Annotated in this window: 23 protein-coding genes and 1 pseudogene; 10 read left to right on the top strand and 14 right to left on the bottom strand. The window is 42.2% G+C overall.

All coding sequences use genetic code 11. From position 1 onward, the window contains the following. Positions 1–8: 8 nt before the first annotated feature. The 3 genes from raiA to rpsU form a co-directional block, all read right to left on the bottom strand. Positions 9–308: a ribosome-associated translation inhibitor RaiA gene (gene raiA, locus R8P61_12650; GenBank protein MDW3647909.1), complete on the bottom strand. Its 300-nt coding sequence runs from the start codon at positions 306–308 to the stop codon at positions 9–11. Continuing rightward, the gene (locus tag R8P61_12645; protein ID MDW3647908.1) at positions 305–1,225 is read right to left on the bottom strand and encodes a tyrosine recombinase XerC; all 921 of its coding nucleotides are present in this window, start codon (positions 1,223–1,225) and stop codon (positions 305–307) included. Before R8P61_12645 ends, raiA begins: the two co-directional genes overlap by 4 nt. Positions 1,226–1,358: 133 nt before the next feature. Next, positions 1,359–1,553: a 30S ribosomal protein S21 gene (gene rpsU, locus R8P61_12640; protein ID MDW3647907.1), complete on the bottom strand. Its 195-nt coding sequence runs from the start codon at positions 1,551–1,553 to the stop codon at positions 1,359–1,361. A 158-nt stretch (positions 1,554–1,711) separates the two neighbouring features. Here rpsU and R8P61_12635 point away from each other — a divergent pair, with 158 nt between their 5' ends. After that, entirely contained in the window at positions 1,712–3,076 is a 1,365-nt protein-coding gene (locus R8P61_12635; protein ID MDW3647906.1) for an aldehyde dehydrogenase family protein, read from the top strand. A gap of 24 nt (positions 3,077–3,100) precedes the next feature. Next, the gene (locus R8P61_12630; GenBank protein MDW3647905.1) at positions 3,101–4,498 is read left to right on the top strand and encodes a serine hydrolase; all 1,398 of its coding nucleotides are present in this window, start codon (positions 3,101–3,103) and stop codon (positions 4,496–4,498) included. 2 nt (positions 4,499–4,500) lie between these two features. Here the strand turns inward: R8P61_12630 and R8P61_12625 are convergent, their stop codons facing one another. Next, positions 4,501–5,394, bottom strand: a complete 894-nt coding sequence (locus R8P61_12625; GenBank protein MDW3647904.1) for an EcsC family protein — start codon at positions 5,392–5,394, stop codon at positions 4,501–4,503. Between the two features lie 69 nt (positions 5,395–5,463). On the opposite strand from R8P61_12625, the pseudogene R8P61_12620 reads away from it, so the two are divergent. Further along, positions 5,464–6,642: pseudogene (locus R8P61_12620) on the top strand (cystathionine gamma-synthase). A gap of 77 nt (positions 6,643–6,719) precedes the next feature. Beyond that, the gene (locus tag R8P61_12615; protein ID MDW3647903.1) at positions 6,720–8,345 is read left to right on the top strand and encodes an ATP-binding protein; all 1,626 of its coding nucleotides are present in this window, start codon (positions 6,720–6,722) and stop codon (positions 8,343–8,345) included. A 7-nt stretch (positions 8,346–8,352) separates the two neighbouring features. Here R8P61_12615 and R8P61_12610 read toward each other — a convergent pair whose 3' ends face one another. Beyond that, positions 8,353–8,838, bottom strand: coding sequence for a hypothetical protein (locus tag R8P61_12610; protein MDW3647902.1), 486 nt, complete (start codon positions 8,836–8,838; stop codon positions 8,353–8,355). A 94-nt stretch (positions 8,839–8,932) separates the two neighbouring features. After that, entirely contained in the window at positions 8,933–9,304 is a 372-nt protein-coding gene (locus R8P61_12605; GenBank protein ID MDW3647901.1) for a hypothetical protein, read from the bottom strand. A gap of 300 nt (positions 9,305–9,604) precedes the next feature. Here R8P61_12605 and R8P61_12600 point away from each other — a divergent pair, with 300 nt between their 5' ends. The 4 genes from R8P61_12600 (at position 9,605) to R8P61_12585 (ending at position 14,838) form a co-directional block, all read left to right on the top strand. Further along, positions 9,605–10,789, top strand: a complete 1,185-nt coding sequence (locus tag R8P61_12600) for an aminotransferase class V-fold PLP-dependent enzyme (GenBank protein MDW3647900.1) — start codon at positions 9,605–9,607, stop codon at positions 10,787–10,789. 4 nt (positions 10,790–10,793) lie between these two features. Beyond that, positions 10,794–11,468: a hypothetical protein gene (locus R8P61_12595; protein ID MDW3647899.1), complete on the top strand. Its 675-nt coding sequence runs from the start codon at positions 10,794–10,796 to the stop codon at positions 11,466–11,468. Positions 11,469–11,521: 53 nt separating this feature from the next. Then, positions 11,522–12,817, top strand: coding sequence for a sterol desaturase family protein (locus R8P61_12590; protein ID MDW3647898.1), 1,296 nt, complete (start codon positions 11,522–11,524; stop codon positions 12,815–12,817). 209 nt (positions 12,818–13,026) lie between these two features. Further along, positions 13,027–14,838, top strand: a complete 1,812-nt coding sequence (locus R8P61_12585; GenBank protein ID MDW3647897.1) for a thiol-activated cytolysin family protein — start codon at positions 13,027–13,029, stop codon at positions 14,836–14,838. Positions 14,839–14,884: 46 nt separating this feature from the next. Here the strand turns inward: R8P61_12585 and R8P61_12580 are convergent, their stop codons facing one another. The 4 genes from R8P61_12580 to R8P61_12565 form a co-directional block, all read right to left on the bottom strand. Next, positions 14,885–16,768 (bottom strand): hypothetical protein, encoded by a 1,884-nt coding sequence (locus tag R8P61_12580; protein MDW3647896.1) that lies wholly within the window; start codon positions 16,766–16,768, stop codon positions 14,885–14,887. 116 nt (positions 16,769–16,884) lie between these two features. Continuing rightward, positions 16,885–17,718, bottom strand: coding sequence for an SDR family oxidoreductase (locus R8P61_12575; GenBank protein MDW3647895.1), 834 nt, complete (start codon positions 17,716–17,718; stop codon positions 16,885–16,887). Next, positions 17,719–18,708 (bottom strand): NAD-dependent epimerase/dehydratase family protein, encoded by a 990-nt coding sequence (locus R8P61_12570; protein MDW3647894.1) that lies wholly within the window; start codon positions 18,706–18,708, stop codon positions 17,719–17,721. It abuts the gene before it with no gap. Between the two features lie 52 nt (positions 18,709–18,760). Further along, positions 18,761–19,744, bottom strand: a complete 984-nt coding sequence (locus R8P61_12565; GenBank protein ID MDW3647893.1) for a Gfo/Idh/MocA family oxidoreductase — start codon at positions 19,742–19,744, stop codon at positions 18,761–18,763. 36 nt (positions 19,745–19,780) lie between these two features. On the opposite strand from R8P61_12565, the gene R8P61_12560 reads away from it, so the two are divergent. Beyond that, positions 19,781–21,094: a DUF819 family protein gene (locus R8P61_12560; GenBank protein MDW3647892.1), complete on the top strand. Its 1,314-nt coding sequence runs from the start codon at positions 19,781–19,783 to the stop codon at positions 21,092–21,094. A 3-nt stretch (positions 21,095–21,097) separates the two neighbouring features. Beyond that, on the top strand, positions 21,098–22,138 hold the full coding sequence (locus R8P61_12555) for a DUF6687 family protein (GenBank protein MDW3647891.1): 1,041 nt from the start codon (positions 21,098–21,100) through the stop codon (positions 22,136–22,138). Here the strand turns inward: R8P61_12555 and R8P61_12550 are convergent. The 4 genes from R8P61_12550 to R8P61_12535 form a co-directional block, all read right to left on the bottom strand. Beyond that, a complete protein-coding gene (locus tag R8P61_12550) occupies positions 22,125–23,681 on the bottom strand; it encodes a transglycosylase SLT domain-containing protein (GenBank protein ID MDW3647890.1) in 1,557 nt (518 codons plus the stop codon). The genes R8P61_12555 and R8P61_12550 overlap by 14 nt on opposite strands. Before the next feature lie 141 nt (positions 23,682–23,822). Beyond that, positions 23,823–25,274, bottom strand: coding sequence for an Asp-tRNA(Asn)/Glu-tRNA(Gln) amidotransferase subunit GatA (gene gatA, locus R8P61_12545; GenBank protein MDW3647889.1), 1,452 nt, complete (start codon positions 25,272–25,274; stop codon positions 23,823–23,825). Between the two features lie 72 nt (positions 25,275–25,346). Then, positions 25,347–25,562 carry a twin-arginine translocase TatA/TatE family subunit gene (gene tatA, locus R8P61_12540; protein ID MDW3647888.1) on the bottom strand — a complete coding sequence of 72 codons (216 nt, stop codon included), beginning with the start codon at positions 25,560–25,562 and terminating at the stop codon, positions 25,347–25,349. Between the two features lie 171 nt (positions 25,563–25,733). Then, a complete protein-coding gene (locus R8P61_12535; protein MDW3647887.1) occupies positions 25,734–26,837 on the bottom strand; it encodes a Gfo/Idh/MocA family oxidoreductase in 1,104 nt (367 codons plus the stop codon). Positions 26,838–26,844 lie beyond the last annotated feature (7 nt).

Genomic DNA, 26,844 nt, shown 5'->3' with positions numbered 1-26,844 from the left:
GCGGAAGCTCACCGGGCTTCCAACTTCTCTTTGTGCTTTTTCAGCTGAGTTTTAATTTTTTCGATAGCTTGATTGGTAGCTTGCTCAAAGGAGCTGCTTTGGACTTGGGCGATTAAGGTGTTGCCAGGGACATGAAGAGCAATTTCCACAGATTTATTAGCTCCTTTCACCTCTTGCTGTAGTTTGAGGTTTACCCGGGCATCTACCACCCGGTCGAAGAAACGGTCGAGTTTATTCATCCTTTTCTCAATGTAATTTCTCAAACGATCAGCTGCGCTGAAGTGTACGGAATTAATGGTGATTTTCATATGCTATCATCTTTATGGTTAGAGGCTCTTGGATGAGCCTGTTGATATACACGTTGAAGTTTCTTTATACTATTGTGGGTATAGACCTGCGTGGATGCCAGACTGCTATGACCCAATAGTTCCTTGATGGCGTTTAGATCAGCCCCATTGTCAAGCAAATGAGTAGCAAATGTATGCCTGAGCACATGTGGACTTTTCTGGGCAAGGGAACTAACCTGTCCCAGATACTTTTTGACCCTTCTGTAGATCAGGCCTGAATAAATAGGAGCACCATCTTTCTTTCTGAAAAAGACATCCTCCAAAGGGAAACCTTCGTCTTCAGCCATCTGCATGTATGCTTCCAGGCTAGCTTTTACATGCTTCCCAAAAGGAAGAATTCGTTCTTTATTGCCTTTACCTCGAATCAAAACCTGCATATTATAAAAATCCAGGTCCGCCAGCTTTAGTCCCAATAACTCAGATCTTCTCAGGCCACAACCATAGAGAAGTTCCAGCATACATTTATCTCTGATACCTTCGAAATCATCATCGAATTTGATGAGTTCAAAAAGATTCTCTGTCTCACTTTCCTTGAGAAAAGCGGGCAACTTTTTATCGAATTTGGGAACTTTTATGCGGGCCGCTGGATTGTTTGATACCTTTTCATTTCTCTGGAGAAAGTTGAAATAGGTTTTAACAGAGGAAATTTTTCTGGCAACAGATCGGGCTGACAGGCCACTTTCAAATAACTCGCCCATCCATGCTCTTAGCATGCGGTGATGTACCGTTTTAACTTCGGTCTCATCGAAACAGGATATTTCTTCTTCACGATTGAGAAATTCCTCGAGAGTAGCCAGATCGCCTTGATAGGCCTCAAGCGTATGAATTGAGTATTGTTTCTCAACCTTTAGATAGGAATAAAAGATCTGATCTAGCATGCACAAAGAAGCGTTTCTAAAAATAATATACAGAATTTAAAGGAGAATAGTAACAGGAGCTTCTCTTTTTATTACATAAAAAAACGCTCAGCTAAAACTTAGCTGAGCGTTTTTTCTATAGGAAGAAAAAGACTTAGTAGTTTTCATTAGCGTAATGACGCTGACGGTTCACAGCCTTTTTCATCGATTCCTTTTTGTCGGCAGATGGCTTACGATAGAACATACGACTACGTACTTCTTTCAGAATGCCTGTCTTTTCGAACTTTTTCTTATATCGGCGCAGGGCGCGATCAACTGATTCTCCTTCTTTTACTCTGATAATGATCATAATTCCTTACCTCCCTTCATCTAGGATTTTTTGGAAGGACAAAGGTAAAAATAAAATATTTTTTTTTCCAAAGATGATCTGAAAATATCTTACAATTTGATTTAGAAATAATCCCAGCTTGTGTAAATTGGTGAACACTAATCTATCCCTGACTTTCTATGAAAATAATCAATCCAGCGACCGAACAAATCCTTACTGAAATTGAAGCAGATAGTCCTCGTCTTATTCATAATGCCTATCATTCTGCTGTGGAAGCCCAATCTTTATGGGCCCACCGCTCTTTAAAAGATCGAATCAAGCATATCCGCAATTTTGATCAATTGCTGGAAGAGAGCAAAGAAGATCTGGCTAAAACCCTGACCAATGAAGTGGGAAAGCCTTTCTGGCAATCCATAAATGAGATAAATGGGGCAAGGGGAAGGATCGCCTATTTTCTGAATAATTCGGAGCGCTGGCTTGCCGAAGAAAGTATCCACAAATCAGAAGGTCTGACAGAGAAAATTTCCTATGAGCCCTTGGGAGTTATCGGGAATATTTCTGCCTGGAACTATCCTTATTTGGTTGGGGTAAATGTTTTCGTGCCAGCACTGATAGCAGGCAATGCTGTTTTATATAAAGCTTCTGAATATGCAGCTTTGACCGGCTTGAAAATTGAAGCCCTAATGCATGAGGCGGGAATCCCGCAACATGTTTTTCAAACGATAACTGGAGGGGCAGAAACAGGGGAGACTTTATTGACGCTGCCATTGGATGGATACTTCTTTACCGGTTCTCATAAAACGGGTCAATATATATATGAAAAGGTTGCCAAAAAGATGGTCCCCTGTCAGATGGAATTGGGAGGGAAAGATCCTTTGTATGTGAACGCAGACAATACAGACATTAAAGCGGTAGCCGCCGCTGCTGCTGAGGGCGCTTTCTACAATGCTGGGCAGTCCTGTTGTGCAGTAGAAAGAATTTATGTGCATGAGCTTCATTATGATGACTTTGTAGAAGCTTTTGTAGAAGAGGTGAAAAATATGAAAGTGGGCAATCCTATGGATAAGGATACCTATATCGGGCCACTTACCAGGGAATCTCAGGTTGACTTCCTCCAAAATCAGGCAGGACATGCTTTACTCAAGGGAGCCAGAATTATATATGGAGAGGATAGATGGGAAGGCAAAGGTTATTATTTCCTGCCAACCATTATGGTGGATGTGGATCATAGCATGCGTATTATGACAGAAGAATCTTTTGGTCCCTTGATTGGAGTACAGAAAGTATCCGGGGATGCAGAAGCAATAGCCCTTATGAAGGATACGGATTATGGATTGACAGCTGCTGTTTATTCTGATCACTATGAAAGTGCGGAAGCTGTTTTGAAAGCCATGCGTTCCGGTTCGGTTTATTGGAATTGCTGCGACAGGGTAAGTGCCAATTTACCCTGGTCGGGAAGGGGAAACAGTGGAATTGGGAGTACGCTCTCCTATCAGGGAATTCGTGCCTTTGTTCAACCGAAAGCCTATCATTTGAGAGGCTAGGGGACTTTGCTTTAAAAAAACTTTATGTCAACAAAAAAATATATAGGAATTGGGCTGATGCTAGGATTCATTGCCCTCCTCTTCTTCATTTATCCCATAGGTAAATCTTCGATCTCCGTATTGTCAGGTTATTCAGCTAAGGCAGCATGTTCCTGTGTCTTTGTGGCTCATCGAGAGTTACAGACGGTAATCGATGAAGAATTGGCTGCCTACAATGCATTTATAGATGTGAGTATAGATAAAGAGGGAAAAAAAGCAATTGCTATTGCAGCCGGCACAGAACGCATAGCTGTTTACAGAGAGGGACTGGGTTGCTCTTTATTGCCAGAGGGAATGAGCCAGGCTGAGGAAGTTGCTGGATTTGAGCCAGTAGACTTGCCATCGGAAAATCCTGATAGCCTGCAATGGCCGTTTGGAAGTATGGATACCCTGGCATATCCCAGCTCTGTAAATAAAGAGAAATTAAATGCCGCTTTTGAAAAAATATTTACAGAATCAAATCCTGAACTTCTCCAAAATACCCGAGCCGCCCTGGTTGTATATCAAGATAAAATAATTGGGGAGAGATATGCTGAAGGCTTTGATAAAAGCACGCCCCATCTCGGTTGGTCTATGACCAAAAGTGTAACCAATGCCCTGACCGGAATTTTGGTGGGAAGAGGTGAACTGGATGTTTCTGAAAAAGCTCCTATAGCAGAATGGGAGAGAGCGAATGATCCAAGAAATGCAATTAGTCTGGACGATTTGATGCGAATGAGCAGCGGCTTGGATTTTGAAGAAGTCTATTTTGGAGATGCAGATGCGACCCGCATGTTGTTCATGGAAAAAAGCACAGGAGACTATGCAATCAAATCCAAACTGGCCCACAAGCCTGATACCCATTGGTCTTATTCCAGTGGAACAACCAATATCATTTCTAAAATCATTCGGGATCGCTTTGAATCCCATAGTGAATACCTGCGTTTCCCACGCAAAGCCTTATTCAACAAAATTGGCATGAGGAGTGCTCAAATGGAGCCTGATGCAGGAGGGACCTATGTAGGTTCGTCTTTTATGTATGCTACCGCTCGCGATTGGGCGAGATTTGGTCTTTTGTATTTGTATGATGGAGTTTGGGCAGGCGAAAGAATCCTTCCGGAAGGCTGGGTGGATTATAGCCGCAAACGTACCCCTACTTCTGAACACGGTTTATACTCAGCACAATTCTGGAATGCAGCTACCAAAAAAGTAGGCACGCCCATGAGTCGCTATTGGCCCGAATTACCAGAGGATATTTATTATGCCAGTGGTTTCGAAGGCCAACAGGTCGTCATCATACCTTCAAAAGATATGGTCATTGTCAGACTGGGCCTAACCGCGGATCGGGCTGCCTGGGATTTAGGAGCTTTTATAAAAGGAGTACTGGAAAGTATTGAGGAGTAGATTTACTCAATATCGATCTTGATTGTATTTTTCCTGCCTTTTTTATCGAGGAGAAAGCGCTCGCGATACAGCATAAAGGCTGTTTCCCCGACATCTTTCAGGTAAACATAGTTGAAGCCACCTCCAAAAATGGCACCTAAACCGGGTACAAGCCCCACAGCCTTTTTTGTAATGGTTCTTTCAACAATTTCCTTGATAATCATTCGTGAGATGAAATTTGTCGCTCCTTTGCCGATATGCTTGGTCGCAAAATCTCCTCCTACTACACTGTATACATCAGAATGTCTTCCAGCTTCAAAGTCTTTCAGCTCTGCGAGAGCACGCTGCTTCTGAACGGAATCAGAGGAGGTAGCTATTTTAAACGTACGCATCATGTATTCCATCTCATAGGCTTTATCCTCAGCACTTGCATTAGGATCTGCAATATCAAATCCATAGCAAAGGGCAACTTGAGAGATTTGCCTGATAGAAAGAACAAAGAGGGTAGGGAGGTCCGCAATAAGTCCGGGCCATCCTACGATGCCGGTACCGACACCGCTTATCGTACCCATTCGGGTATTAGAATCAATAAATTTTTCGGAAACATGATCCAGGTCATGAATCGATGCTTTTTTGAGTCCTTCAATACTGGTTGAATGAATCTCAAATTCACGGGTCGACTCTAAAACATCATTAGAGTTAACGGACCACTGTGTAACATCCTGGATCTTTTCTACTATTTTTTCCGTAACTCCATTTACGCTTCCCTTGACATCTTCGGGAATTAACTTGGAGGTGAGCCAGGAAAAGGGTTTGCTAACGAAATCCGTCGCCCGATTGAGAAAGCTCGGACTTTGGCTTTTCCACTTAGCAATTTCGTCGAGAATTTTATTTTCCGAAGCGTTTAATTTGGCCATAGGGAAGGTGATTTGAAGTTTTCTTCTTTATTTTACTTCAATTATTAAGTTAAGGTTCAAAATAAGAAAAAAAATTATATGAAATTCGGAACAAAAAGTGTCCATGCAGGAGTAGAACCCGATCCAACTACAGGTGCGATCATGACTCCTATTTTTCAAACCAGTACTTACGTTCAATCTGCCCCCGGTGAACATAAAGGCTATGAGTATGCTCGTACTCAGAATCCTACCCGGACTGCATTGGAAAAGGCACTTGCGGAGATTGAGTATGGACATGCTGCGGTTTGTTTTGCTTCTGGTATGGCAGCAACAGATGCTGTTATCAAGCTCTTGAACCCAGGTGATGAAGTGATTGCCAGTAATGATCTGTATGGAGGAACTTATAGAATTTTTACCAAGGTTTTTGCCAAGTATGGAATCAAGTTCCATTTCACGGCTATGGAAAACCTGGAGGATGTAGCAAGTCTGATCAATGATAACACCAAAATGATCTGGGTAGAAACCCCTACCAATCCTCTTTTGAATATTATCGATATCAAGGCAGTAACCAATTTGGCTAAGTCTCGCGGTATCACTACGGTTGTAGACAATACTTTTGCTTCGCCTTATTTGCAAAATCCTATGAAGTTAGGTGCTGATTTGGTGGTTCATTCTATAACCAAATATATCAACGGTCATTCGGATGTAGTTATGGGATGCGTGATTACTAAGAATGCTGAACAGGAGGATGCCCTTCGCTTTCTTCAGAATTCCTGTGGAGGCGTCCCGGGTCCTAATGATTGCTTTTTAGTATTGAGAGGAATAAAAACCCTGCATATTCGCATGCAAAGACATGCTGAAAATGGAAGAAAAGTAGCCGAATTTCTTAATGCTCATTCCAAAGTGCAGAGGGTTTATTGGCCCGGTTTCGAAAGCCATCCCAATCATGAAATTGCCAAGGAGCAAATGAATGATTTCGGAGGCATGATTTCTTTTACCCTCAAAGGAGACTTGATGGAAGATGCCCTCAAGGTCCTGAGCGGAACTGAACTCTTCGCTTTGGCAGAAAGTCTAGGAGGGGTTGAATCCCTGATTGGTCATCCCGCAAGCATGACGCATGCTTCTATTCCAAAAGAAGAGCGTGAAAAAGCAGGGCTCTTTGATACCCTTATTCGCTTGTCGGTAGGGATTGAAGATGTTGAGGACCTTATTGCCGATCTGGAAAAGGCCCTTCAACTTGTAAAAGAACATGTTAGCATTACCAGCTAAATAAAAGGCAATGATTTGGAGAGCTTTCTTTAAGGAGGTATATTTATAAATAGGTATTCAATCTAAAACCAGCACCCATGATCTCAGGGCTGACGACCAACCCTCGAATCCTTAAAGAGCTCTTCGATCGCCTTGATGTAGGCTGCATAATATTTGAACTTGCAGAAGAAGTAGGCTCCTTCCTCACCAAAGATGAGGAAGGCCTATCCCTTTTTGATTTATCTGATCAGCTGGTCTGTACCTCTCTCAATAAAATCATGCGAGAGAACCTTCGCATGGATCATATCAATAAGAACTATTCCTTAAAAGACTGGTTGAAAGATTTTCCAGAAGCAAAAGACTATCTGGATATCTGTCAGAAGAATGGGGAAGTTAGTTTTACGCATTTTTTTGAACGACTAGGTCCCGCAGGCGTCTGGATCAGTGGGGAATATTTTATCAATTATGATGCGGCGGGAAATTTTGAATACCTCATTGGGATATTTAGGGATAACAGCCACGAAAAACGGCTGGAGCAAAAGATTACCTTAAATGAGAATAAGCTCGATTTTGCAGAACTTATTCTTGAAATCTCCCAGAAGCTGGCTCGTATTGGTACCTGGCGCTTTGATTTGAAGACCTATGACCTTAGCTGGACTGAGACCCTCTATCAGATATACGATATCCCGGAAGACACATCCAATCTTTATGAAGTTTTCCTAAGTCGCATCCATCCGGAAGACCTCACAAATTTCAATACGACCTTTGAGAATGCTGTTCAGACCGGCTCTTCCTATACAGTACGGCACAGAGCTATACGTCGAAATGGACAAGTGATCTATCTCTCTGGAAATGGACATCCCATTCGTTCTCCGGAAGGGGAGGTTGTCGGTTATTTTGGACTTTGCCAGGATATCAGTGATTTAAAGTATACACAGATAGAACTGGAGAAATCCAATCGTAGCCTGGAAGATAAAGTTCGAGAAAGGACCCGGGAACTCGAGATGTCCAGCCAGAAAATGAAAGTTGTGCTAGAGCAATTGCAAAGACAAAATGAGCAATTACAACAGTATACCTATATAGTTTCACATAACCTCAGGGCTCCTGTAGCCAATATCAGTGGTCTATCTGAGCTATTTGATTTTCAGAATGCCAATAGCCAGGAAAATCAGGAAATCATTCAGCACATAGGTCGCGTCAGTAAACACCTGGATCAGATCATCCGTGACTTGAATGAAATTTTGAGTACTGAGGGTAAAATTGACGAGGCTGCAACTGAAATTAATTTGAAAAAGGAGGTAGATCGAGTATGTGAGGAATTGAGTAATGAGATTCTAAACCTCAATGCTGATTTAAGGATAAACCTCGTGGATATAAAAAAAGTGAAAGGAGTTCGGGGCTATTTATTTAGTATTCTTCATAACCTTTTGGAGAATGCCCTGAAATACCGACATCCGGATCGCGACCCTCAAATTGAAATTGGAGCTAAATCGGAGTCGAATGGTTATTCGATTTGGGTGAAAGATAATGGAGTAGGAATAGACCTGAGTAAAGATGGGGAAAAGCTCTTCAAACTAAAGTCCCGGATCAATGATTACGGAGTCCAGGGAACGGGAATGGGGCTCTTTCTGGTCAAATCCCATTCCGAGCAATTGGGGGGAATGGTAGATGTTGAAAGTAAACCTGGAGAAGGGACTTGCTTCAGGATTTTATTTCCGGAATAGCATTTCTTTAGTATTCATCTTCATTGAACTCGAAATCCGTTTCTTCGAGTAAATCTTCCCCATCCATCCAATTAGGTACATTCAATTCGCTGCTTGCAAAACTCCTGGAAGCGAATTCAACATCTTCTTCCTGATAGTATCTTACGGCTATAGATTCAAACGAATTTGCATAGGCCATTCTTGAAAGGAGAAGGTAGGCAAGCCTTTCAAATACTTTATTTACCCCAATTTTCTCCTCCAGCTTTTCATCCAGTAATTGGCTTCCATGAATCTTGAGTTCCAGAGATTCAGAATAATCATCCTGGTCAAGCACAGTTCCAACATAAATTTCATCTGCTTTTAACAGTTTGAAATAACGTTCTAACTCATATTTACCGCCAGTTTCCAGGTATAAACCTGGCTCCCATTCGGCTACCTCCCGTTCGGAATAATTACCAGGAGAACAGGCAAACAGACAAAAACAAATACTGAATATGCAAATCCTGCTTTTCATATCAGCAAACTATAAAAAGAGAAGCAAAGTATGAACAAAAAAAAACGGGGAACCAACGTTCCCCGAAAATTTAGGATTTATGCTAAATAGCTACCTAATACCCAAATCTTATCAATTTTACGAATTGATCAGTCTCTTTAGAGCTCATTTTAATTATATATAGGCCTTCTTTAAGTCCCCGACCGATCTCATAGGTAATTTCCCCATCCTTATGGTATCGGTATATATTGCCGGGAATGATTTGGCCCTCGCTTGAATAAATCTCAAAGCTGAGATTTTTTTGATTTGATCGTATGGCAAATAACTCTGTAAAGGTGGCCTCGCTTAGGTCAAGGCCCTGGTGTACTTTGGGAGTCAGTGTATTGGTAAGGGAATTCTTAAAGGTATCCTTATCCTCATCTGCTCGGAAAGAGAGCAAAGTTCCAGCGATAATCAGCAAGGTAACAGGGTAAAGAATTTTATTCACGCAGTAACAGGGGTAGAGTTTAACTTTCCATCCTGACTTATGCCAAAACCGTGCTAGAAATAAAAAAAGCTCAGAAAATATTTTGGAAAATGAGAAAAATTGTCCGAAAAACCGGATTTTTTGATTTTTTACGAAAAATAATTAGCTGTTTCGTGGAATATCTTCCTCGGAAATTTTGGGAAAGTGGTAATAAATTCTGTTTCGTCGATATTCCGTCAGACACTTTTTTACGGTTTTTACGAAAATATTATTTCATTTAGTGGGCTTTCTGCGCTAATTTTGTAGCCTGAAAAAACCTCAATGAATCCTGAAGAAGTTCAAAGGTATCGAGCCGAAACCCCCGGTACTCAACATGTGATCCACTTCAATAATGCTGGGTCTTCTCTCCTCCCCACTCCTGTATTTGATGCTGTTGATGCTTATTTGAAAAGTGAGTACCTCATCGGAGGCTACGAGACTTGTGATAAATACGCAGATGGCTTTGCATTTAGCAAAGAAAAGCTTGGTGAACTGATCGGCGCTAAAGCTGATGAAATTGCCCTGCTGGAAAGCGCTACCACTGCCTGGTACAAAGCTTTCCTCGGCCTGAATCTTCAAGAGGGAGATGTGGTATTGACCAGCCAAACGGAATATGTCAGTAATTTTCTGGGCTTTCTTAGGGAAAAGAAATACCAGGGAATTGAAATACAGATCATCCCGAATAATCAATGGGGAGAGATTGATGTGGAGGCCCTTGAGAAAATGATAAGTCCTTCTGTTAAACTTATTGCCATTTCTCACATTCCCACCAATGGGGGCTTAGTCCAGCCGGCTGCCGAAGTAGGAAGGATTGCTCATGCACATAATATCCCTTATCTGCTGGATGCCTGTCAGACTATTGGTCAAATTCCTGTAGACGTAGCAGACCTGGGTTGTGACATGCTGTCTGCCACCGGACGAAAATTTCTCCGAGGACCCAGAGGAACGGGGTTTCTTTATGTGAGAGAAGATTTCATGGATAAGCTGGATCCTCCTTTGCCTGATTTGTTCTCTTTTGAATGGGATGAAATCGAAAGTTATTCTCCTCGGCAAGGTGCCACTCGCTTTGAGAATTATGAAAAGCATTTTGCTGGCCAGATAGGACTTGGCATTGCTGCTGATTATGCCTTGAAAATAGGCGTCGATAAAATCTGGGCGCGCTCCAAACAGCTTTCCGAACTTTTGAGAAAAAAACTCAATCAATTGGATGGCGTACAAACCCGAGACCTTGGACGGGAACCCTGCGCAATCGTAACCTTTACAGTGTCTTCAAAGACTGCAGGAGAAGTTAAACTTCTTCTCAACGAAAAAAATATCAATACTTCCTTTGTAGATGCCGGTGGAGCTTTGATGGATATGGCGGAAAGGAAACTGGGAAATATGATCCGAGCCTCTGTTCATTATTATAATACTGAGGAAGAGATCGAAACATTTATTGATGCTTTGAAGTCAATATTGTCTAGCTAAGGATATGGAAATCTTAAATCCGACTATAGAATGGATGGGCTGGGAAATCCGGGAGCCGGTAACCAGTGCAACTGATCTGCTAACTGGAGTGGTGAGCTTATTTGCTTTTATCCACCTCTCATTTATGAAAAGCAGAAATCCTGTCGTGACTCAAATGAGAGCCTATTTTATATTAATGGTTATAAGTATGGGATTTGCCGGGATAGCGGGGCACGCTATGCAGGGCTATTTATCTTTTAACTGGAAAACAATCGGCTGGTCTTTTGGCGCGATGGCAATTTGTATGCTCGAACAATCGAGTATTACCCTCATGGAAGATAAGTTGGGAAAGAAAGCGAGTTTATGGCTACGCATTTGGAGTATCCTGCACCTGATCATTTTCTTTCTCGTTATAGCCAATCCTTCTACACGTCTTTTTTCTGCTGTCAAGATCAATTCCTCAATAGGTCTGGTAGGAATGGTGCTCCCTTTACATGCTTACAATTACTTCAGCTCAAAAAATAAAGGAAGTATGTGGGTCCTGATCGCAATGCTCTGGGCGCTCATACCGGCTTATGTTTACAATATGGAGGTCAGCTATAGTCGCTGGTTCAATTTCCATGACATAAGTCATGTTTTAATGTCGATTTACACCATTTATCTTTACCTCGGCGCAAGAAATTTTGTCAAGGAGACATGAAATTATAGTACTTTTGCGCAGAAGATACATCTAACATAAAAAACGATTATCATATGGGTGGTTTACAATACGCCGGACTTATAGTTCCTATTCTGTTAATTCTGGTTGCCCTCGAATATTATGTTTCCCGCCGCAAGGGAGTTCAGGTATACTCTTTAGAAGATACCCTGGTGAATGCTTGCTGTGGCATGCTGGAGCGCCTATTCGACTTTTTCTGGGTGATCATGATGTATTTCATCTTTGCCTGGCTATTTGAAAATGTAGCTCCCTGGCAAGTACCCAATAATCCTGCGACCTGGTTTGTAGGACTCTTGATTGGTGATTTTCTCGCTTATTGGCATCACAGGTTGAGCCATGAAATCAATTTCATGTGGGCGGCGCATATCGTTCACCATCAGAGTGAAGAACTGAATATGACAACTGTGTTCCGGGTTTCAGCCTTCGCGGTAATCAACAGAGCATTCTTCTGGATTTGGATGCCTATTCTGGGATTCGATCCGGTAATGACGACCTCCGTCATTGTATTCATCGGTTTGTATCAATTTGTTTCCCATACCCGTCTGGTCAATAAAATGGGGATCCTGGAGAAATTTATGGTTACTCCTTCTCATCACCGAGTTCACCATGCTAGAAATGAAAAATACCTGGATATGAATTACGGACACGTATTTATCATCTGGGACAAAATGCTCGGAACCTTCAGAGAGGAAGAAGAAGAACCAGATTTTGGGATCACTACCGGTTTTGAAAGTAGCAGTCCTTATAGAGCTTATTTCTTCTATTGGGCTGATCTCTTTAGGAGGGCGAAAGAAGCTACCCACTGGCAGGATAAGATTAAGATTTTCCTCAAACCACCCAGCTGGAATCCGGAAGGAGCGGATAGTACTCCTGCAGAATTTAGCGTGGATGAAAATGGGAACAGAAGAAAGTATGTGGCAAAGACCCCTTTTCGCCTGCAACTTTACATTTTCTTTTCTGTTTTGCTGACCATGATAGGGTTTATTAGCCTCCTGCTCATCAAAAAGACCTTTGAGTTGCCCTCGGTAGGTGATCTGATTGCAAGTCCACAAATTATAGCACTTACTATCTTGGTTACCTATTCTGTCTTTGCACATGGGGTGATTCTGGAGCGCAAGAAATGGGCGCTTTGGGCAGATTATTTCCGCTTGGCGCTATGGGCCATTTGTATTCCGATTCTCTTGTGGAGTACTCCCTTCGCTGTGTTTAGCATGATAGGAGCTTACCTTCTGCTGGGGATTTTTGCAGTTTGGCTAATCCGGATGAGAAATTTCTTTGACCGCGGTACCGAAACTAAAAATGAAAAGTTGCAAACAGTTGTAGCGAACTAAGTTTGTAAAGCATCAAAATATAAAAAGCCAGATTCCATTAGGGGTCTGGCTTTTTTGCATATAAACCCTTGATTTCGGGCCCTTGTCCATACTTTGTCCATAAGCTAAAAAAGCATTGTCCACTCGATGTCCATCGGCTTTTTTAGCCCCTGAAGGCTGTTTTCTGGTATTTGTGATGGTATTTCAATCAATCACATAACAAAAGAGAAATGAAAAAGAAACATGCCTTATTGACTATGAAAAGTCTACTCATTTTATGGGCTTCTGCTAGTGTGCTACTATCCTGTGAGGGAACCCAGGGCCCCGGACCCATGCCTGAAAATAGCTCTTTTGAACAAGTAGTAAATTTAGGTCAGACCATAGTTAATCCAACAACCTTCGAGAATGTTGATTCCACAAATTCAGTAGATGAACAAGAATTTTTTGAAGATGAAATCTGGATCTGTAGTGAGTTTGAGGTGGACCTTTCTCAAAATGCAGAAGACTTTGTTCTTTATGCTTCCAATAATGCAGAGATCATTTACCCAGGAAATTTTTTGCAAGGAAAATCTGTTTTCGAAGGAGCACCTCGAATCATCCCTCTGAAAAGAGGACCTGGAACCATTACCATAAATACCCTCAATGGCTCTTCCATTGTTACGGAAAATGTAGGGGAAGTAAGTTTCTCAAAGATTGCGCAGGCAACCAATGATTTGATCGGCAACAATAATGGAACGCTGACTGCTAATATCTCCTATGAAAGAGAAGAAGTTCGTTCTCTACAAGAAGTGGGGGTAAAAATGAATGCAGAATTCTCGACTTTGGCTACAGAAGTCAAAGGATCATTTGACTACAACAGTTCCTTCAACTTCAATAGCATTTTTGTAAAAGTCACCCAATCGCTTTACAGCATCGTTCTGGATATCCCGGACATTGAAAACGCTTTTGATCCCAGTGTGACACCCGATGATTTGGCGAAGTATGTAAGCGAGGATAATCCTGCGACTTATATCTCTTCTGTGAATTACGGACGTATCTTCTATTTACTCATTCAATCCACCCAAAGTTCCTCAGACATAAAAGCGGCTGTTGAGGGTTCTTTCAATGGGGCGGTTGTTAGTGGAAGTGGATCGGTAGATGTGAGTGTAGTAAATGAATTGGACAATGTTAGGATTTCCGGATATGCCTATGGAGGGGATGCAAATTTGGCGGCTGGTGCTTTGGTCGGAAGTATGGAAGATGTAAAGACCTTTATTGAAGAGGGGGGAGCGATTAATAATGGAGCTCCTATTTCTTATGTGGTAAGAAGTCTGGAAGATCCATCTATCGTAGTCAAAGCAAATTTGGCAACGAAATATACCGTTACAGAATGTGAAAATGTAAGTGGGGGAATTCCTGTTTTTACCGACGCACGTCAAAGTGTAGGAGCCGCGGCTTCAGCTGGCGCTCCAGGGACTTTAACCTATCCCATGTATCTGATTGACAAAATTTCTAATGAATATGTAGGAGTGAGTAGAAGCGGGGGAGTTGTAGGTCCTTTTGATCTTTGGCAATGGGGGCCGGATAATACCAATCCTTTTAGAAATGATGGTATAGGTGCGGCATTAAATATGCGCGCCTGGAACCCTACGAATCAAATGATCTTTTTTGATAAACTGGGAACCCGTTATACTGGCTGGAAACCTGATGGTACATTTACAGGCCCTTTCCCTCTCTCTCAGTGGGGGCCTCCATTTTCTGCAATTGGAGCTGGATTGGATGCATCTATCGGAAATCGGGAAATCGCTTGCCTCTTCAATTTGGAAGGGACAGAATATACCCTCTACGAATCAGGAACCTTTAGTTCACCAAGGCCTATCTCTGACTTTCAAATAAAAAGCCGGGAAGCCGCTTTAGAAATTCCCTTTAGTGCAGTTGGAGCATGTATGAGATTGGTATTGAATTCTGATAGGAATGTAGCCGCTATTTTCAACCTGGAAGGAGACAAATATGTGTACTACGACATGGATAGAAATGTGATTGTGGGTCCATTGGACCTTTAGCGGTTAGATGTAGTATGACGGTCGGGGCGAAGGTCCCGACCGTTTTTTATAGGGCCAGAATAAATTGCTGTAAAGTTTGGTCTTTGTCCAGTTTCAGCTTCTTCCTCAATCTATATCTTGCTTTGTTAACACTCTCTGGAGTTATATTTAATATTCCAGCTATTTCTTTGGATGAAAGGTTCATTTTCATCAAGGTGATCAAACGAATTTCATTACCCGTCAATTCTGAAAAGGCTCTTTTTATCTTCTCATCAAAATCTGTATAAACTTCCCGAAAGTATTTTTCAAAGTTCTCCCAATCATTGTCGGTCCGTAAATCATGATCTATAGATGCTACCAAAGAAGAAATGGCTTGAGTATCTTCTCCTTTTGTTTTTAGATTCCCTAAGGATTCTTTCAATCCCGTCAACAACTTGTTTTTTGAAACCAGATGCAAGGTGTGAGTAGTTAATTCCCGATGCTTAAATTCCAATTCTCTTTCCAACTCCTTTTTCTCTGCTTTCTGAATAAGTTGTTCGCGGATGGTCTTTTGTCGGTAAATGATTAGGGCTAAAATTCCGATTCCAAGAATGAGAGCTGATACTATCCAGAGATTTCTTATTTGAATTTTGTGTAATTCTGCAGCTTTTCTCAGGTTTTCATTTTCTTGTTTTTGAAGCAGGATTTCCTTTTCCTTTCGCTCTGTATCATAGATGATTTGCAGCTCATTCAACTTTCGAGCTTCCTGCGAATCATACAGACTATCTTTTATGCTAAGGTGCTTGTGCAAATATTCCTGCGCAAGTTTATCCATTCCCTTTCTGGCATATGCAGTTGAAACTGATTTGTAAACACCCATGCGGTGTTTGGGGCCAGCAGCTTTTTCTGCCAGAGCCTCTGAGCTTTTGATTTTCCTGAATCCATCCTCAATTTCTAATCCTTCCATCAACATTTCTCCAATTGCAATATCCAGATCAATAACCCAATAGTGGTAATCAACTTCTCTAAAAACTGTAATGGCCTTCTGTATATACTCCCGGGCTTTCGAATAATTCCCTTTCTTTTTTTCCAATAGGCCTAGCTGAGCCTGGTTTTCTGCTATCCGCAATGGAAACTGATTGGCTTCATGAAACTGCAGGCTTTTGCTGATGTAAATGTCAGCGGAATCAAATTGACGGGATGCCAAATAGGTAGTTCCGAGATTATGTTGAACCAGGGCAAGGAATTCCCAATCTTCTTTTGCCTTGTAAAGTTCAATGCATTTCTTGTACAGCTTCTTGGTACGGCCGTATTGCTTCAATTTATCCGTAATTGCTCCCATATAGGAGAGATTGTCTGCCCACCTGCCAGTATCTGCAATCTGTTCAAAATAGTTGGCGCACTGCTGGTAGTTTTCGAGTGCCAGCAAATTGTTCTCCAGATGATCGTGACAAAGCCCTGCCAGACTTCTCGCTTTAAATTCGAGATGTTCGAGTCCATACTGCTTACAAAAAATAGCCAGGGAATCGGCTTTTTTGACCGCCCATTGGAAGTCTTGCATATCATAATCAAGGCTGATTAGGTTTAGTTTTGCATTTACAAACTCAATGGTGTCATTTTCGCTTTTCCAGTAATTGAATACTTGCTTGTAAAATGGATATGCTTTATCAAGTTCTCCATGTTGATAAAACAATTCTCCCTGATGATAATCGATCTTTTGTTGAATATAAGGAGATCCATTTTTCCTGCTGATCTCCAGGGCATGGAAAAGCAAGGCACTGGAAAGAAGAGAATCTCCTTTTGCCAAAGAATACCGATACTCAAGAATGGCTAATACTTTGAGGGTATCGTCAGCTTCTTTTTCACTTGCTGTCAGTATGCTATCCAGTTTGACTGCATACTGTTGTGAGAAAAGAAGGGGAATGCTGATTAAAAGGATTAGGCTTAATAGAAATGTGCGTTTGTGTATCATGAACAGGTCTTACAAAAGAAGAACGTCCAAAGTAATGATTTTGAAAATCTTTGACAAACAGAAGCTTAGCTATTGAAAATCCTCGAAATTAAAAGTTTGAAACTGGATTTGCGCCCTTAACTATCCACATATCTGGGAGTCCCACTTGAAGCTTCTTTGATGGTCCCGAGATTTTTCCGGTAGATAAATTTGATCAGCCAGGGGGCAAATTTTGAGATAAAACTGAGACCTTTTCCAGCAAGAGAAAGGGTATAGGTATTTTTTCTTGCCTGAATCATATTCAGGATAATGTCAGCGACCTGTTCAGGGCTTTGCTTTTTTATTCCTTCTCTATTTTCGAGATAAATTCTTTGTCCATCAGAATCAAGAATAATTTTCTTAGGATCATTTTGGGTGAATCCCACATATGCGATTCCTATGTGGATGCCATCCGATTCGGTCTCAATTCTCAGGGATTCAGAAAAGGCGGTAAGGGCTTTTTTTGTAGCACTGTAGATAGAGTTATATGGAATGCCATAAAAGGATGCTATACTTGAAATGAAGATTATACTTCCCTTGCTTTCTTTTAAGCTTGAAAGGGCAGCTTTGCTGGGAAAAATCGAACCTAATAGGTTGATATTAGTGACCTTTTGAAATACATCGGGTGTCAAATCAGCAACCGGGCCTCGAGTGGCAGCACCCGCATTATTGATAAGGATATCCAATCTTCCAAAATGAGCTACGGTTTCTTTAAGCAGTCTTTCACAATCCTCCCAATTGCTGACATCTGCTGCAATAGGGAATACTTCATATCCTTTGGATTCCATTTCTGCAGCAGCAGAGTGTAATCGATCTGTGGTTCGACCATTGAGTACCACTTTGCATCCCGCCGCACCCAGGGCATGGGAAATGGCTTTGCCGATTCCCATACTGGAACCCGTTACGATAGCTACTTTGTTTTTGAGCGTCATTTAATCTAAGTAAGCGTTTTCTTTGAACCAATTATATGCATCGTTCACGGCTGTTTCCAGAGGAGTCTGGGGTAGATTTAATTCTTTTATAGCTTTTTCCGGTGAAAAATAATGTCCATCGCAGGCAATCCATGCCATGGGATAGCTGAGTTTTGGGGTTTTCCCTGTCAAACTTCCAAAGAGGGAGCCCATCCGGCCGGCAAATTTTACCAGGAAACTGGGTGCCTGAAATCCGGGTGCAGGTTTCCCAACGGTTTTGCAAATTCTGCTTAGGGCATCTTTATAAGATAGGTTTTCCCCTCCAAGAATATAGGCCTCTCCAATCTTCCCCATTGTAAGGGCATTGCAAATACCTGTTGCTACATCCTTTACGGCTACCCAGTTTTTCCCTCCGCTGGTATAAGAAGGGATACTTCCTTTGGCAGCTGCAACAATCATGGCTCCTGAACTGGGTTTGGAATCATAGGGACCAATCATGAAGGTTGGATTTACTACTATGCCGGGCAGGCCTTCTTTTTCAACCATCTCCATTACCTCCAACTGAGCCTGTCTCTTTGTATCTATATAATCCAGACCGTATTTGGCGGATTGGTACGGACTATCCTCTGTTCCGGCATTATCTATGGGGCCAAATCCATAAGAACTGGCACTGCCTACATAGATAAACCTTTCTACTTTATGGGCTAAAGCAGCTTTGGCTACATTTCGGGTGCCTTCGACATTGACTTTATGATAGATATCTCCCCTTGAGGGCCAAACGGAGGTTATTGCGGCCACATGGATAATGGCATCAGCTCCTGCACTGGCTTCCATCACTTTCTCTGCATCCAATAGATCACTGGCAACCTTCTCGATTTCCAGCCCTTCCAGGGTTTTCGAATCTCTTCCGGGCTGGACCATGGCCTTGACTTCATAGCCTCTTTCCAACAGTAATCTCACCAGATTACTACCCAACAAACCATCTGGTCCTGTGACAAATATCTTCTTCATAAATGATTGGTGTTCAAATTAGGAATTTTATTGCGAAATGTCGTTGTAATTCTCAGACTTCCCAGGGATATTTCATTCCCCAGCTTGCTCTTAGGCTGTCCATGCGCTTCATGATTCTTCGAGTTTCTGCCCAAGGCATCCATTCCGTTTCTTTTTTTTCAGCCAAAAGGGCCTCCATGATATAGATTGCCTGATACTGTAAACCAAAGCTTGCCAATTCAAATTTTGAATGCCTGCTTTCTCCTCCATGGATATCCAGAAAGGCCTCTTGTGCTTTCCAGAACATGGGCACCCTGATCTGACCTTTGGTACCAAGGATCAAAGCCTCTCTACCGGTTTCTCCAGTAAAGCATGAACTCAATTCGGCAATAGCTCCATTTTCGTATTCAAAGAGATAAATAGATTGTTCGTCAACACCGGTTTTTGCGAGCCTGGCCATAGTTTCAACCCGACTGGGTTCTTCACCAAATAGCATATAAGCCAGCGCAATAGGGTAGATGCCAATATCCAACAAAGCCCCTCCAGCCAATTCAGGATTATATTTTCTATTAAGAGGATCCCATTTTCCAAAAAAACCGAAATCTGCCCTCAGGTATTTTATTTCTCCGATCAATCCATCAGCTATCCATTTTCTGATTTCTACCCATGCTGGTATAAATCTGGTCCACATCGCTTCCATCAGAAATACGCCTTTTTCTTTGGCAGCATTCATGATCCGGTCTACTTGCATAAGATTTGTCGCGAGGGGTTTTTCTACCAGGACATTTTTGCCTGCATTGATACAGATCAGGGCATGTTCTTCATGAAAATTGTGAGTAGTGGCTACGTAAATGATATCCACTTCGGGATCATTTGCCAGCGACTCATAACTCTCATGTATATTGGGAACCTTGAAGTCCTGTGCGAAACTTGCTGCTCTTTGGGGATTGGAAGAAGCTACCGCTTGAATCTTTGCCTGGGGTAGTAATTGTAGTCCGTCGCTAAATTTTCGGGCGATGTTCCCGGGGCCGAGGATGCCCCATCGGATTTTTTGCATAAAAATGTGTTTATTGCCTCGCAAGATACTGAATTCATGGAACCTACTACTGCCTTTTTTACAAATGATGCGATCGTCTTCGGATTGCTGATGCTATGCCTCGCTTTTGTCTTCGTGACTTCCTCTAGCGAGAAGCCTGGATGGAAGAAATTTTATACCTATGTACCGGCTTTATTGTTGTGCTATTTTTTGCCGGCACTCCTGAACTGGCCTTTGGGCTTGATTGATGGCGAGTCTTCAAAATTGTACAATCCGGTCGCCTCTCGCTACCTATTACCAGCGAGTCTGGTTTTGTTGTGTATAAGCATTGATTTTAAAGGGATCATTAATCTCGGTCCTAAAGCACTTATCATGTTTTTTACGGCCACTGTCGGTATTATTTTAGGAGGCCCTATCGCATTATTGTTGATAGGTACTATTGCTCCTGATATCGTCGGGGTAAGTGATGCGGGAGAACTTTGGAGAGGTTTGTCAACCATTGCCGGAAGTTGGATCGGAGGGGGAGCTAATCAGACAGCCATGAAGGAAATATTTGAGGTAAGTGATAAGCTTTTTTCTTCTATGGTCGTCATTGATGTAGTTGTGGCGAATATTTGGATGGGATTTCTTCTGTATGGAGCCAATATTTCTGATAAAATCGATACCTGGTTCAAGGCTGATGCAAGTGCCATCAAAGACTTGAAACAAAGAGTAGAAGATTATCAAGCTGACATTGCCCGAAATCCTAGCACTACGGATTATTTCTTAATGATTGGTATTGCCTTTGGAGCGACAGCTTTATCCCATTGGGGATCAGATTTGATCGCACCCATTTTCCAGAATATAAATGAGAGCAGCAAAAGCCTCACAGATGCTTCTGGTGCCTTACTATATCCCAATGGTAAATTGGTAGAGTGGGGGATCAGTTCGATTATGTCAGGCTTCTTCTGGTTGATCGTGATTTCTACAACAGTAGGTCTTTTACTTTCATTTACCCGTGCCCGACAAGTTGAAGGAGCAGGCGCCTCCAAAATAGGAAGTGTATTTATCTATATCCTGGTTGCCACTATCGGAATGAAAATGAATATCGGAGAAGTTTTCAATAATCTGGATGCTTTTGCGATTGGATTGGTCTGGATGCTTGTTCATGTGAGTCTCCTCTTATTTGTGGGGAAACTGATCAAGGCGCCATTTTTCTTTACCGCTGTAGGAAGCCAGGCCAATGTGGGAGGTGCTGCATCCGCTCCGGTTGTGGCTTCAGCCTTTAGTCCGGCTCTGGCACCAGTTGGAGTTTTGATGGCAGTACTGGGCTATGCACTTGGAACTTATGGAGCCATCATTTGTGCGACCCTGATGCAATGGGCTTCCTAGTCTATGGACTTTCTCCCCTTTCATGAGGTGAAAAATCACAAAGAGGTAGTTATTGTAGATAGCTATTTCAAAGGAAGAATTATGCTTTCTCATTGGAGAGGGGCAGCTGTCCCGGATGGGTTGGCCGATGATAGCAGTACAGGGATTGTGTTGAATGCAATTAAGGCTGGACATGCTTCTATACACTTGCCTTTCGTCAGCAATAACCATTTTGATATAGATGGTTTTTTGGGAATCTGGGCGCTGAAAAATCCAAAGCTGGCATTGGAATATGAAGATCTCCTAAGAGAGGCGGCCCTTATCGGTGATTTTCGGGAATGGAAAACAGAACATTCGATTTCAACCGAAGCCCTCAAACTATGTTGCTGGATAAATTCCGTAGAGAGAGAAATCTTTTATGAACCTTTTGGAGAAAAAGATGAGGCGACTTCTTGTGTGCCTAAGTATGACTATTTCCTTCCGAGACTAGCAGCTTTTTTATTGAATCCTGATCGCTTTAAGGATGAATGGACAAATGAATTTCATCAGATCCTTGAACAGCAAAAGGTATTAAAAAGTAAGGGGAATATCGAAAGACTGGATGATATCCATCTCCAAACGGTCTCCTGCCCTGAACCCATACATTATTATGTGCTTTTTCAGGATAGTTCGGGTATGGATATGGTCCTCAGTCTTTATGAAGGGAATCGATACGAACTTGAGTATAAGTATGTATCCTGGGTCGATACTGCAGATAGACATCTATTTCCCCGCCTGCCTTTTGAGCCCTTAGCTGAAAAATTAAACAAGCTGGAAGCAAATCCCTACGAATGGGAATTCGATAGCATCATGGATACCGGACCTATGCTGAGATTGAATAAAAAGGGCCTGACAAAGGCAGAAAGATTTGCGCATCCATTCAATCGGAAGATCTATGCATCTTCCATTCCTCCTGAAGAATTTCGTTCCTTGGTAATTAGCTACTACCGAGAAGCACTTTCAGGAATTGAGGCCAGGAAATCCTGGAGCTGGAAAGAAATGAGGGAAGTAATTAGCGAATCCTGACTTTTTGCCCAATTTTCAAATTCCTTCCGATACCACTATTCAGGTTTTTAAGTGATTCAATGCTCACATTGTAGCGATTGGAAATGCCCCAGAGCGTATCTCCACTTCTCACTGTATGGTAACTGGCATTCTTGGAATAAGAAGCTGTTGCGCCACTGGTACGTCGTTTCGCAGGTCTGGCTCCCGCTTGCTCTGCTACGCTTTTGCTGGAATAGATTTTCAGCCGCTGTCCTACTTTGATACGATATCTGTAGAGATTGTTCCAATAGGCAATTTGCCGGGCAGAAACATGATATTTTTCCGCAATAGAACCTACTACATCTCCTGTTCGAACGGTATAATAAACGAGTGTTTTCCCTTTGGGAGGTTGAGGATTGACATATTTACTCGCAGAGGAGGAACTCTTACTCGCTACCTTGGGAATGTATTGATCCCTCTTTTTCCCGTATTTATCCCGAATGCTTCTCTCATTGCTTGCAAAATAATTGGCAACCTTGGGAGTCGCTCGGAGCATATAGGAATTAGAAGTATAGGGAATCCTATCGAGTTTTAGCTCAGGATTCATGATTTGCAGGGTATTGAGATCTTCTCCGGTTAGGGTAGCGATCTCATTTAAGGTAATATCAAGTCTGTTGAGGTGAAGGGTATCCTGATGGAGAGAAAAATCTACATAAACCGGGTAGATATTATGCTCTGCAGAATGCTCAAATACATAGGTCGCTGCGATAAAAGCAGGAACATATCCCCGAGTTTCTCTGGGAAGCCATGCACGAATCTCCCAGAAATTTCTTTTTCCTCCAGATCTTCTAATGGCTTTCCTCACATTGCCGATTCCACAATTGTAGGAAGCAATGGCCAAAAGCCAGTCCCCAAATTCTTTATAGGCATCCTTGAGGTATTTAGTCGCTGCTATGGTAGCTTTGGTAGGATCTCTCCTTTCATCCACAAAAGAATTGACTTTCAATCCATATTGTTTGCCGGTATACAGCATAAACTGCCAGAGGCCTGTTGCGCCAACTCTTGAGCGAGCATGAGGATTTAGCGCACTTTCAACAACCGGAAGATATTTGAGTTCCATCGGCATATTTTCCTTGTCGAGATATTCTTCAAAAATGGGAAAATATACCCTGCCCAATCCCATCATTCTTGCCACCTGGTCTCTTCTTTTAACGGCATATACTTCTATGTATCTGGCAACATACTGATTGTAATCCATTGGGATTACCGTGGGAAGGTCATATAATTTTTGCTCGTAATATTTAGGGCTAAATCTCGGGACATCATCTGAACGATAATTCTTAACATTTTGCAATAAGGTATCGTAAGTGTCTCCTTTAGCTTCTTCAAATCGGTAGGAACGGGAAAATCGGTTGAGTTGATTTTCTATGGGTTTCCCTTCCTCGAGATCTATGAAAGAAGAGCCTTTTGTCTCAGTTTGAAGATCCTTCTGTTCTTTATCTTTTTTGTTTTCAGGGTCGGATTGAGCAAGTGAAAATGAGCATGTAATACAAAGGAACAGTAGAAAGCTGATCGATCTCTTCATCCCGATTCTGGTTTGGATTTGCAGGCCTGCAATTTGGCTTGTGAAATTTCCCCGGCCTTTCAGGAAATCCTTTTATAGAACGCATACAATATACAAATATTCTTGCGTCAAGGGTAAAGCTAAATAAGAATTTAGGATAAATTACAGCTGAAGGCTGGGGGCTGCATGTTGGGCCATACATACATTTGCAAAAGCTAGCAATTCGGCTTCCTGAAAGCTATTAGCCATTAATTGCAAGCCAAAGGGTTTTTGATTGGAATGCAGACCTAATGGGAGCGATAAGGCAGGCATACCGGCCAAATTTGCATGTACAGTAAAGATGTCCGCCAGAAACATCTCTATCGGATCATCTATTTTCTCTCCAATTTTAAAAGCAGTACTAGGACTGGTCGGGCTAAAGAGGAAATCACATTTCTTGAAGATTTCTTCTGTTTTTTCCCGGATCAACCTCCGGACTTTCATAGCCTGTGTATAATAGGCATCATAATATCCAGCAGAAAGGACAAAAGTACCCAGGAGAATCCTGCGTTGAACTTCTTCTCCAAATCCTTCACTTCGACTTTTTCTGTAGAGATCTTCCAGCTTTTCCGAATCCTTGCTTCTATGCCCATACCGTATTCCGTCATATCTGGACAGATTTGAAGAAGCTTCCGCGGTTGTGAGGATATAGTAACAGGGAACGAGGTATTCCAGCAGAGGAAATTCAATTTCAATCAATTCATGTCCCTGCTCTTTCCAGGAAGCTATAAGTTCAAGCTTTCTCTTTTTTATCTCCGGATCAAGTCCTTCACTTTCAAGGACTTCTTTGAGATAGCCTATTTTATATTTCTTGTCAGTAGTTTGCTTGCATCCTTCAGCATAGGCCGGCACTTCTTTGGAACTACTGGTATTATCCTGGGGGTCGTTGCCGGCCATGATTTCCAAAATCAGGGCAGCATCTTCAACGGAATTTGTTATTGGACCTATTTGATCAAAAGAAGAAGCGTAAGCAATCAAGCCCCAGCGAGAAACTCTCCCGTAGGTGGGCTTTACTCCGACAACCCCACATAATCCGGCAGGCTGCCTGACTGAACCTCCTGTATCTGATCCTAGGGAGGCATGGCATAAGCCAGCCGCAACGGCAGCAGCAGAGGCACCACTGGAACCACCGGGAACAGAATCCGGGCTCCAGGGATTTCTCACAGGACCATAACAGGAATTTTCATTGGATGAACCCATGGCAAATTCATCGCAGCTTTGGCGACCAATGATGATGGCATCTTCATCCAACAATTTTTGTACAGCTGTGGAGGTAAAGAGCGATTCAAAACCTTCGAGAATTCGGGAAGAGGCTGTTAAGGTATGCCCTTTATAGCAGAGCACATCTTTAATTCCCAATACTAAACCTGCCAGACGACCGGCAGTTCCCTTGGCAATCTTCTGATCGATTTTGGCTGCCTTTTGACGCGCTTCTTCCTCAAATACCTCAACAAAGATATTGAGGGACTCTTGGTTTTCGATGCGGCCTAAATACACATCTACCAGTTCCTTACATGATAAAGAACCGGTAGCTATTTCCTGCTGAATCTCACTCAGCTTATGGAATCGTTTCACTATATGTTTTAGAGTAAGAGAGCATGCTGGAAAGCAAACTCAATTTTTACATGCTCCAAAATATCAGAAATGCTATGCTTCCTGGTTTGGATCAATTCTTTTGGCTTCTGTATCGATCTCTCTTTTGATCTCTTTAGAAGCATCTTTGAATTCGCGGATACCTTTACCCAGGCCACGTGCCAGTTCAGGAATCTTCTTGGCTCCAAAGAGAAGAAGGATCGCGAACAGAATAAGAAGCATCTCGGGTCCACCGGGCAAGCCTACCAACAATATACTAGCTAATGACATATCTTTTTTGTTTTAACGATGTCTAATTTACGATTTTCTCACATATCTCGGCTTTACTGAATACGTAAATTCGAAACCTCTGGGCCTTCTATGTAAGATTTCTTATACAAAGATAAAAGTTTTGTATAGGTAACAAAGCCTAAAATAGCGAATTCTTTCCTAAAACTTCTGCTATATCAGCTGTATTTTCCTTCCACTTTCTATGGATTCTTTGATTTTATCGACGATGATGAGATCTTTCAGGCCTTCTTCCCCGCTCACCCGTGATACTTTATCCTCTTGAACACAAATCGAGAAATCATCCATTTGTTTGGCTTGTTGGACAACATCTTCAAATTCCATTTTGCCTTCGCTGGTAATTCCGTCTGTGCCTGTTCCATTGAATGATGGATTTAATTCAAACCAACCTCTTTCTGAAGCTGCTCTGAAGCGATCCAGATAATATCCATAACTAGTGGAAATATTTGCCAGGGCTCCACTGGGAAACTCCAATTGAAAGTTGATAGACTCATAGATACCCTTGTAGATATCGGGGGCAGTATTATATCCCTGAGCCGTAACTGAAATGGGTTCTTCTCCGGTAATGTATCTGGCAGCCTGCAAAGGGTATACCCCCAAATCCATGATTGCTCCTCCGCCTCCCAGCTTTGCATCCAACCTCCAGAGTTGGGTATTTCTTACCCTGAATCCTAATCCCCCTTCCATAAATCGAACTTTGCCGAATACTTCCTCTTGCCCCAGGCGCATGGCTTCCTGATGATGCTTTTCGAAATGGAGGCGATATCCAATAGAGAGTTTTACTCCTGCTTTTTTGCATGCAGCAATCATTTGCCGGCATTCCTCCGCATTCAAAGCCATGGGTTTTTCACAAATTACATGTTTGCCGGCTTCGGCAGCCTTTATGGTATATTCTGCGTGCAGGGCATTAGGAAGAACTACATATACAATATCGATGTCCTCATTATCTGCGATCTGGCCAAAGGTCTCATAATTATAAATATTCTTTTGGGGAATGTTGAAATCCTTTTTCCACTTCTCAGCTTTTGCAGGAGTACCTGTAACAATGCCTGCAAGATGACAATTTTGAGTAGAGGCGAATGCAGGAGCAAGAGCGTTCGTAGCATAATTTCCCAATCCCACCAGCGCTATTCCCAGGCTTTTTCTTTGGGATTCATTGTTTGCGCAAGCTATAGCGGGTAAACCGCTTAGTATTGCAGCAGAGCCTAAACTTATCTGTCTCAGGCTCTTTCTTCGGTTGAGTTTATATAGATCCATATAATAA

It is taken from the genome of Bacteroidia bacterium (assembly GCA_033391075.1).
GTDB lineage: Bacteria > Bacteroidota > Bacteroidia > J057 > J057 > JAWPMV01.
This window is presented reverse-complemented; position numbering and strand designations above follow the sequence as displayed.

What these genes read in the sequence shown, in the direction of transcription:
- raiA (MDW3647909.1), bottom strand. Translation starts at nt 308, where the DNA reads ATGAAAATCACCATTAATTCCGTACACTTCAGCGCAGCTGATCGTTTG.
- R8P61_12645 (MDW3647908.1), bottom strand. Translation starts at nt 1,225, where the DNA reads ATGCTAGATCAGATCTTTTATTCCTATCTAAAGGTTGAGAAACAATAC.
- rpsU (MDW3647907.1), bottom strand. Translation starts at nt 1,553, where the DNA reads ATGATCATTATCAGAGTAAAAGAAGGAGAATCAGTTGATCGCGCCCTG.
- R8P61_12635 (MDW3647906.1), top strand. Translation starts at nt 1,712, where the DNA reads ATGAAAATAATCAATCCAGCGACCGAACAAATCCTTACTGAAATTGAA.
- R8P61_12630 (MDW3647905.1), top strand. Translation starts at nt 3,101, where the DNA reads ATGTCAACAAAAAAATATATAGGAATTGGGCTGATGCTAGGATTCATT.
- R8P61_12625 (MDW3647904.1), bottom strand. Translation starts at nt 5,394, where the DNA reads ATGGCCAAATTAAACGCTTCGGAAAATAAAATTCTCGACGAAATTGCT.
- R8P61_12615 (MDW3647903.1), top strand. Translation starts at nt 6,720, where the DNA reads ATGATCTCAGGGCTGACGACCAACCCTCGAATCCTTAAAGAGCTCTTC.
- R8P61_12610 (MDW3647902.1), bottom strand. Translation starts at nt 8,838, where the DNA reads ATGAAAAGCAGGATTTGCATATTCAGTATTTGTTTTTGTCTGTTTGCC.
- R8P61_12600 (MDW3647900.1), top strand. Translation starts at nt 9,605, where the DNA reads ATGAATCCTGAAGAAGTTCAAAGGTATCGAGCCGAAACCCCCGGTACT.
- R8P61_12595 (MDW3647899.1), top strand. Translation starts at nt 10,794, where the DNA reads ATGGAAATCTTAAATCCGACTATAGAATGGATGGGCTGGGAAATCCGG.
- R8P61_12590 (MDW3647898.1), top strand. Translation starts at nt 11,522, where the DNA reads ATGGGTGGTTTACAATACGCCGGACTTATAGTTCCTATTCTGTTAATT.
- R8P61_12585 (MDW3647897.1), top strand. Translation starts at nt 13,027, where the DNA reads ATGAAAAAGAAACATGCCTTATTGACTATGAAAAGTCTACTCATTTTA.
- R8P61_12580 (MDW3647896.1), bottom strand. Translation starts at nt 16,768, where the DNA reads ATGATACACAAACGCACATTTCTATTAAGCCTAATCCTTTTAATCAGC.
- R8P61_12575 (MDW3647895.1), bottom strand. Translation starts at nt 17,718, where the DNA reads ATGACGCTCAAAAACAAAGTAGCTATCGTAACGGGTTCCAGTATGGGA.
- R8P61_12570 (MDW3647894.1), bottom strand. Translation starts at nt 18,708, where the DNA reads ATGAAGAAGATATTTGTCACAGGACCAGATGGTTTGTTGGGTAGTAAT.
- R8P61_12565 (MDW3647893.1), bottom strand. Translation starts at nt 19,744, where the DNA reads ATGCAAAAAATCCGATGGGGCATCCTCGGCCCCGGGAACATCGCCCGA.
- R8P61_12560 (MDW3647892.1), top strand. Translation starts at nt 19,781, where the DNA reads ATGGAACCTACTACTGCCTTTTTTACAAATGATGCGATCGTCTTCGGA.
- R8P61_12555 (MDW3647891.1), top strand. Translation starts at nt 21,098, where the DNA reads ATGGACTTTCTCCCCTTTCATGAGGTGAAAAATCACAAAGAGGTAGTT.
- R8P61_12550 (MDW3647890.1), bottom strand. Translation starts at nt 23,681, where the DNA reads ATGAAGAGATCGATCAGCTTTCTACTGTTCCTTTGTATTACATGCTCA.
- tatA (MDW3647888.1), bottom strand. Translation starts at nt 25,562, where the DNA reads ATGTCATTAGCTAGTATATTGTTGGTAGGCTTGCCCGGTGGACCCGAG.
- R8P61_12535 (MDW3647887.1), bottom strand. Translation starts at nt 26,837, where the DNA reads ATGGATCTATATAAACTCAACCGAAGAAAGAGCCTGAGACAGATAAGT.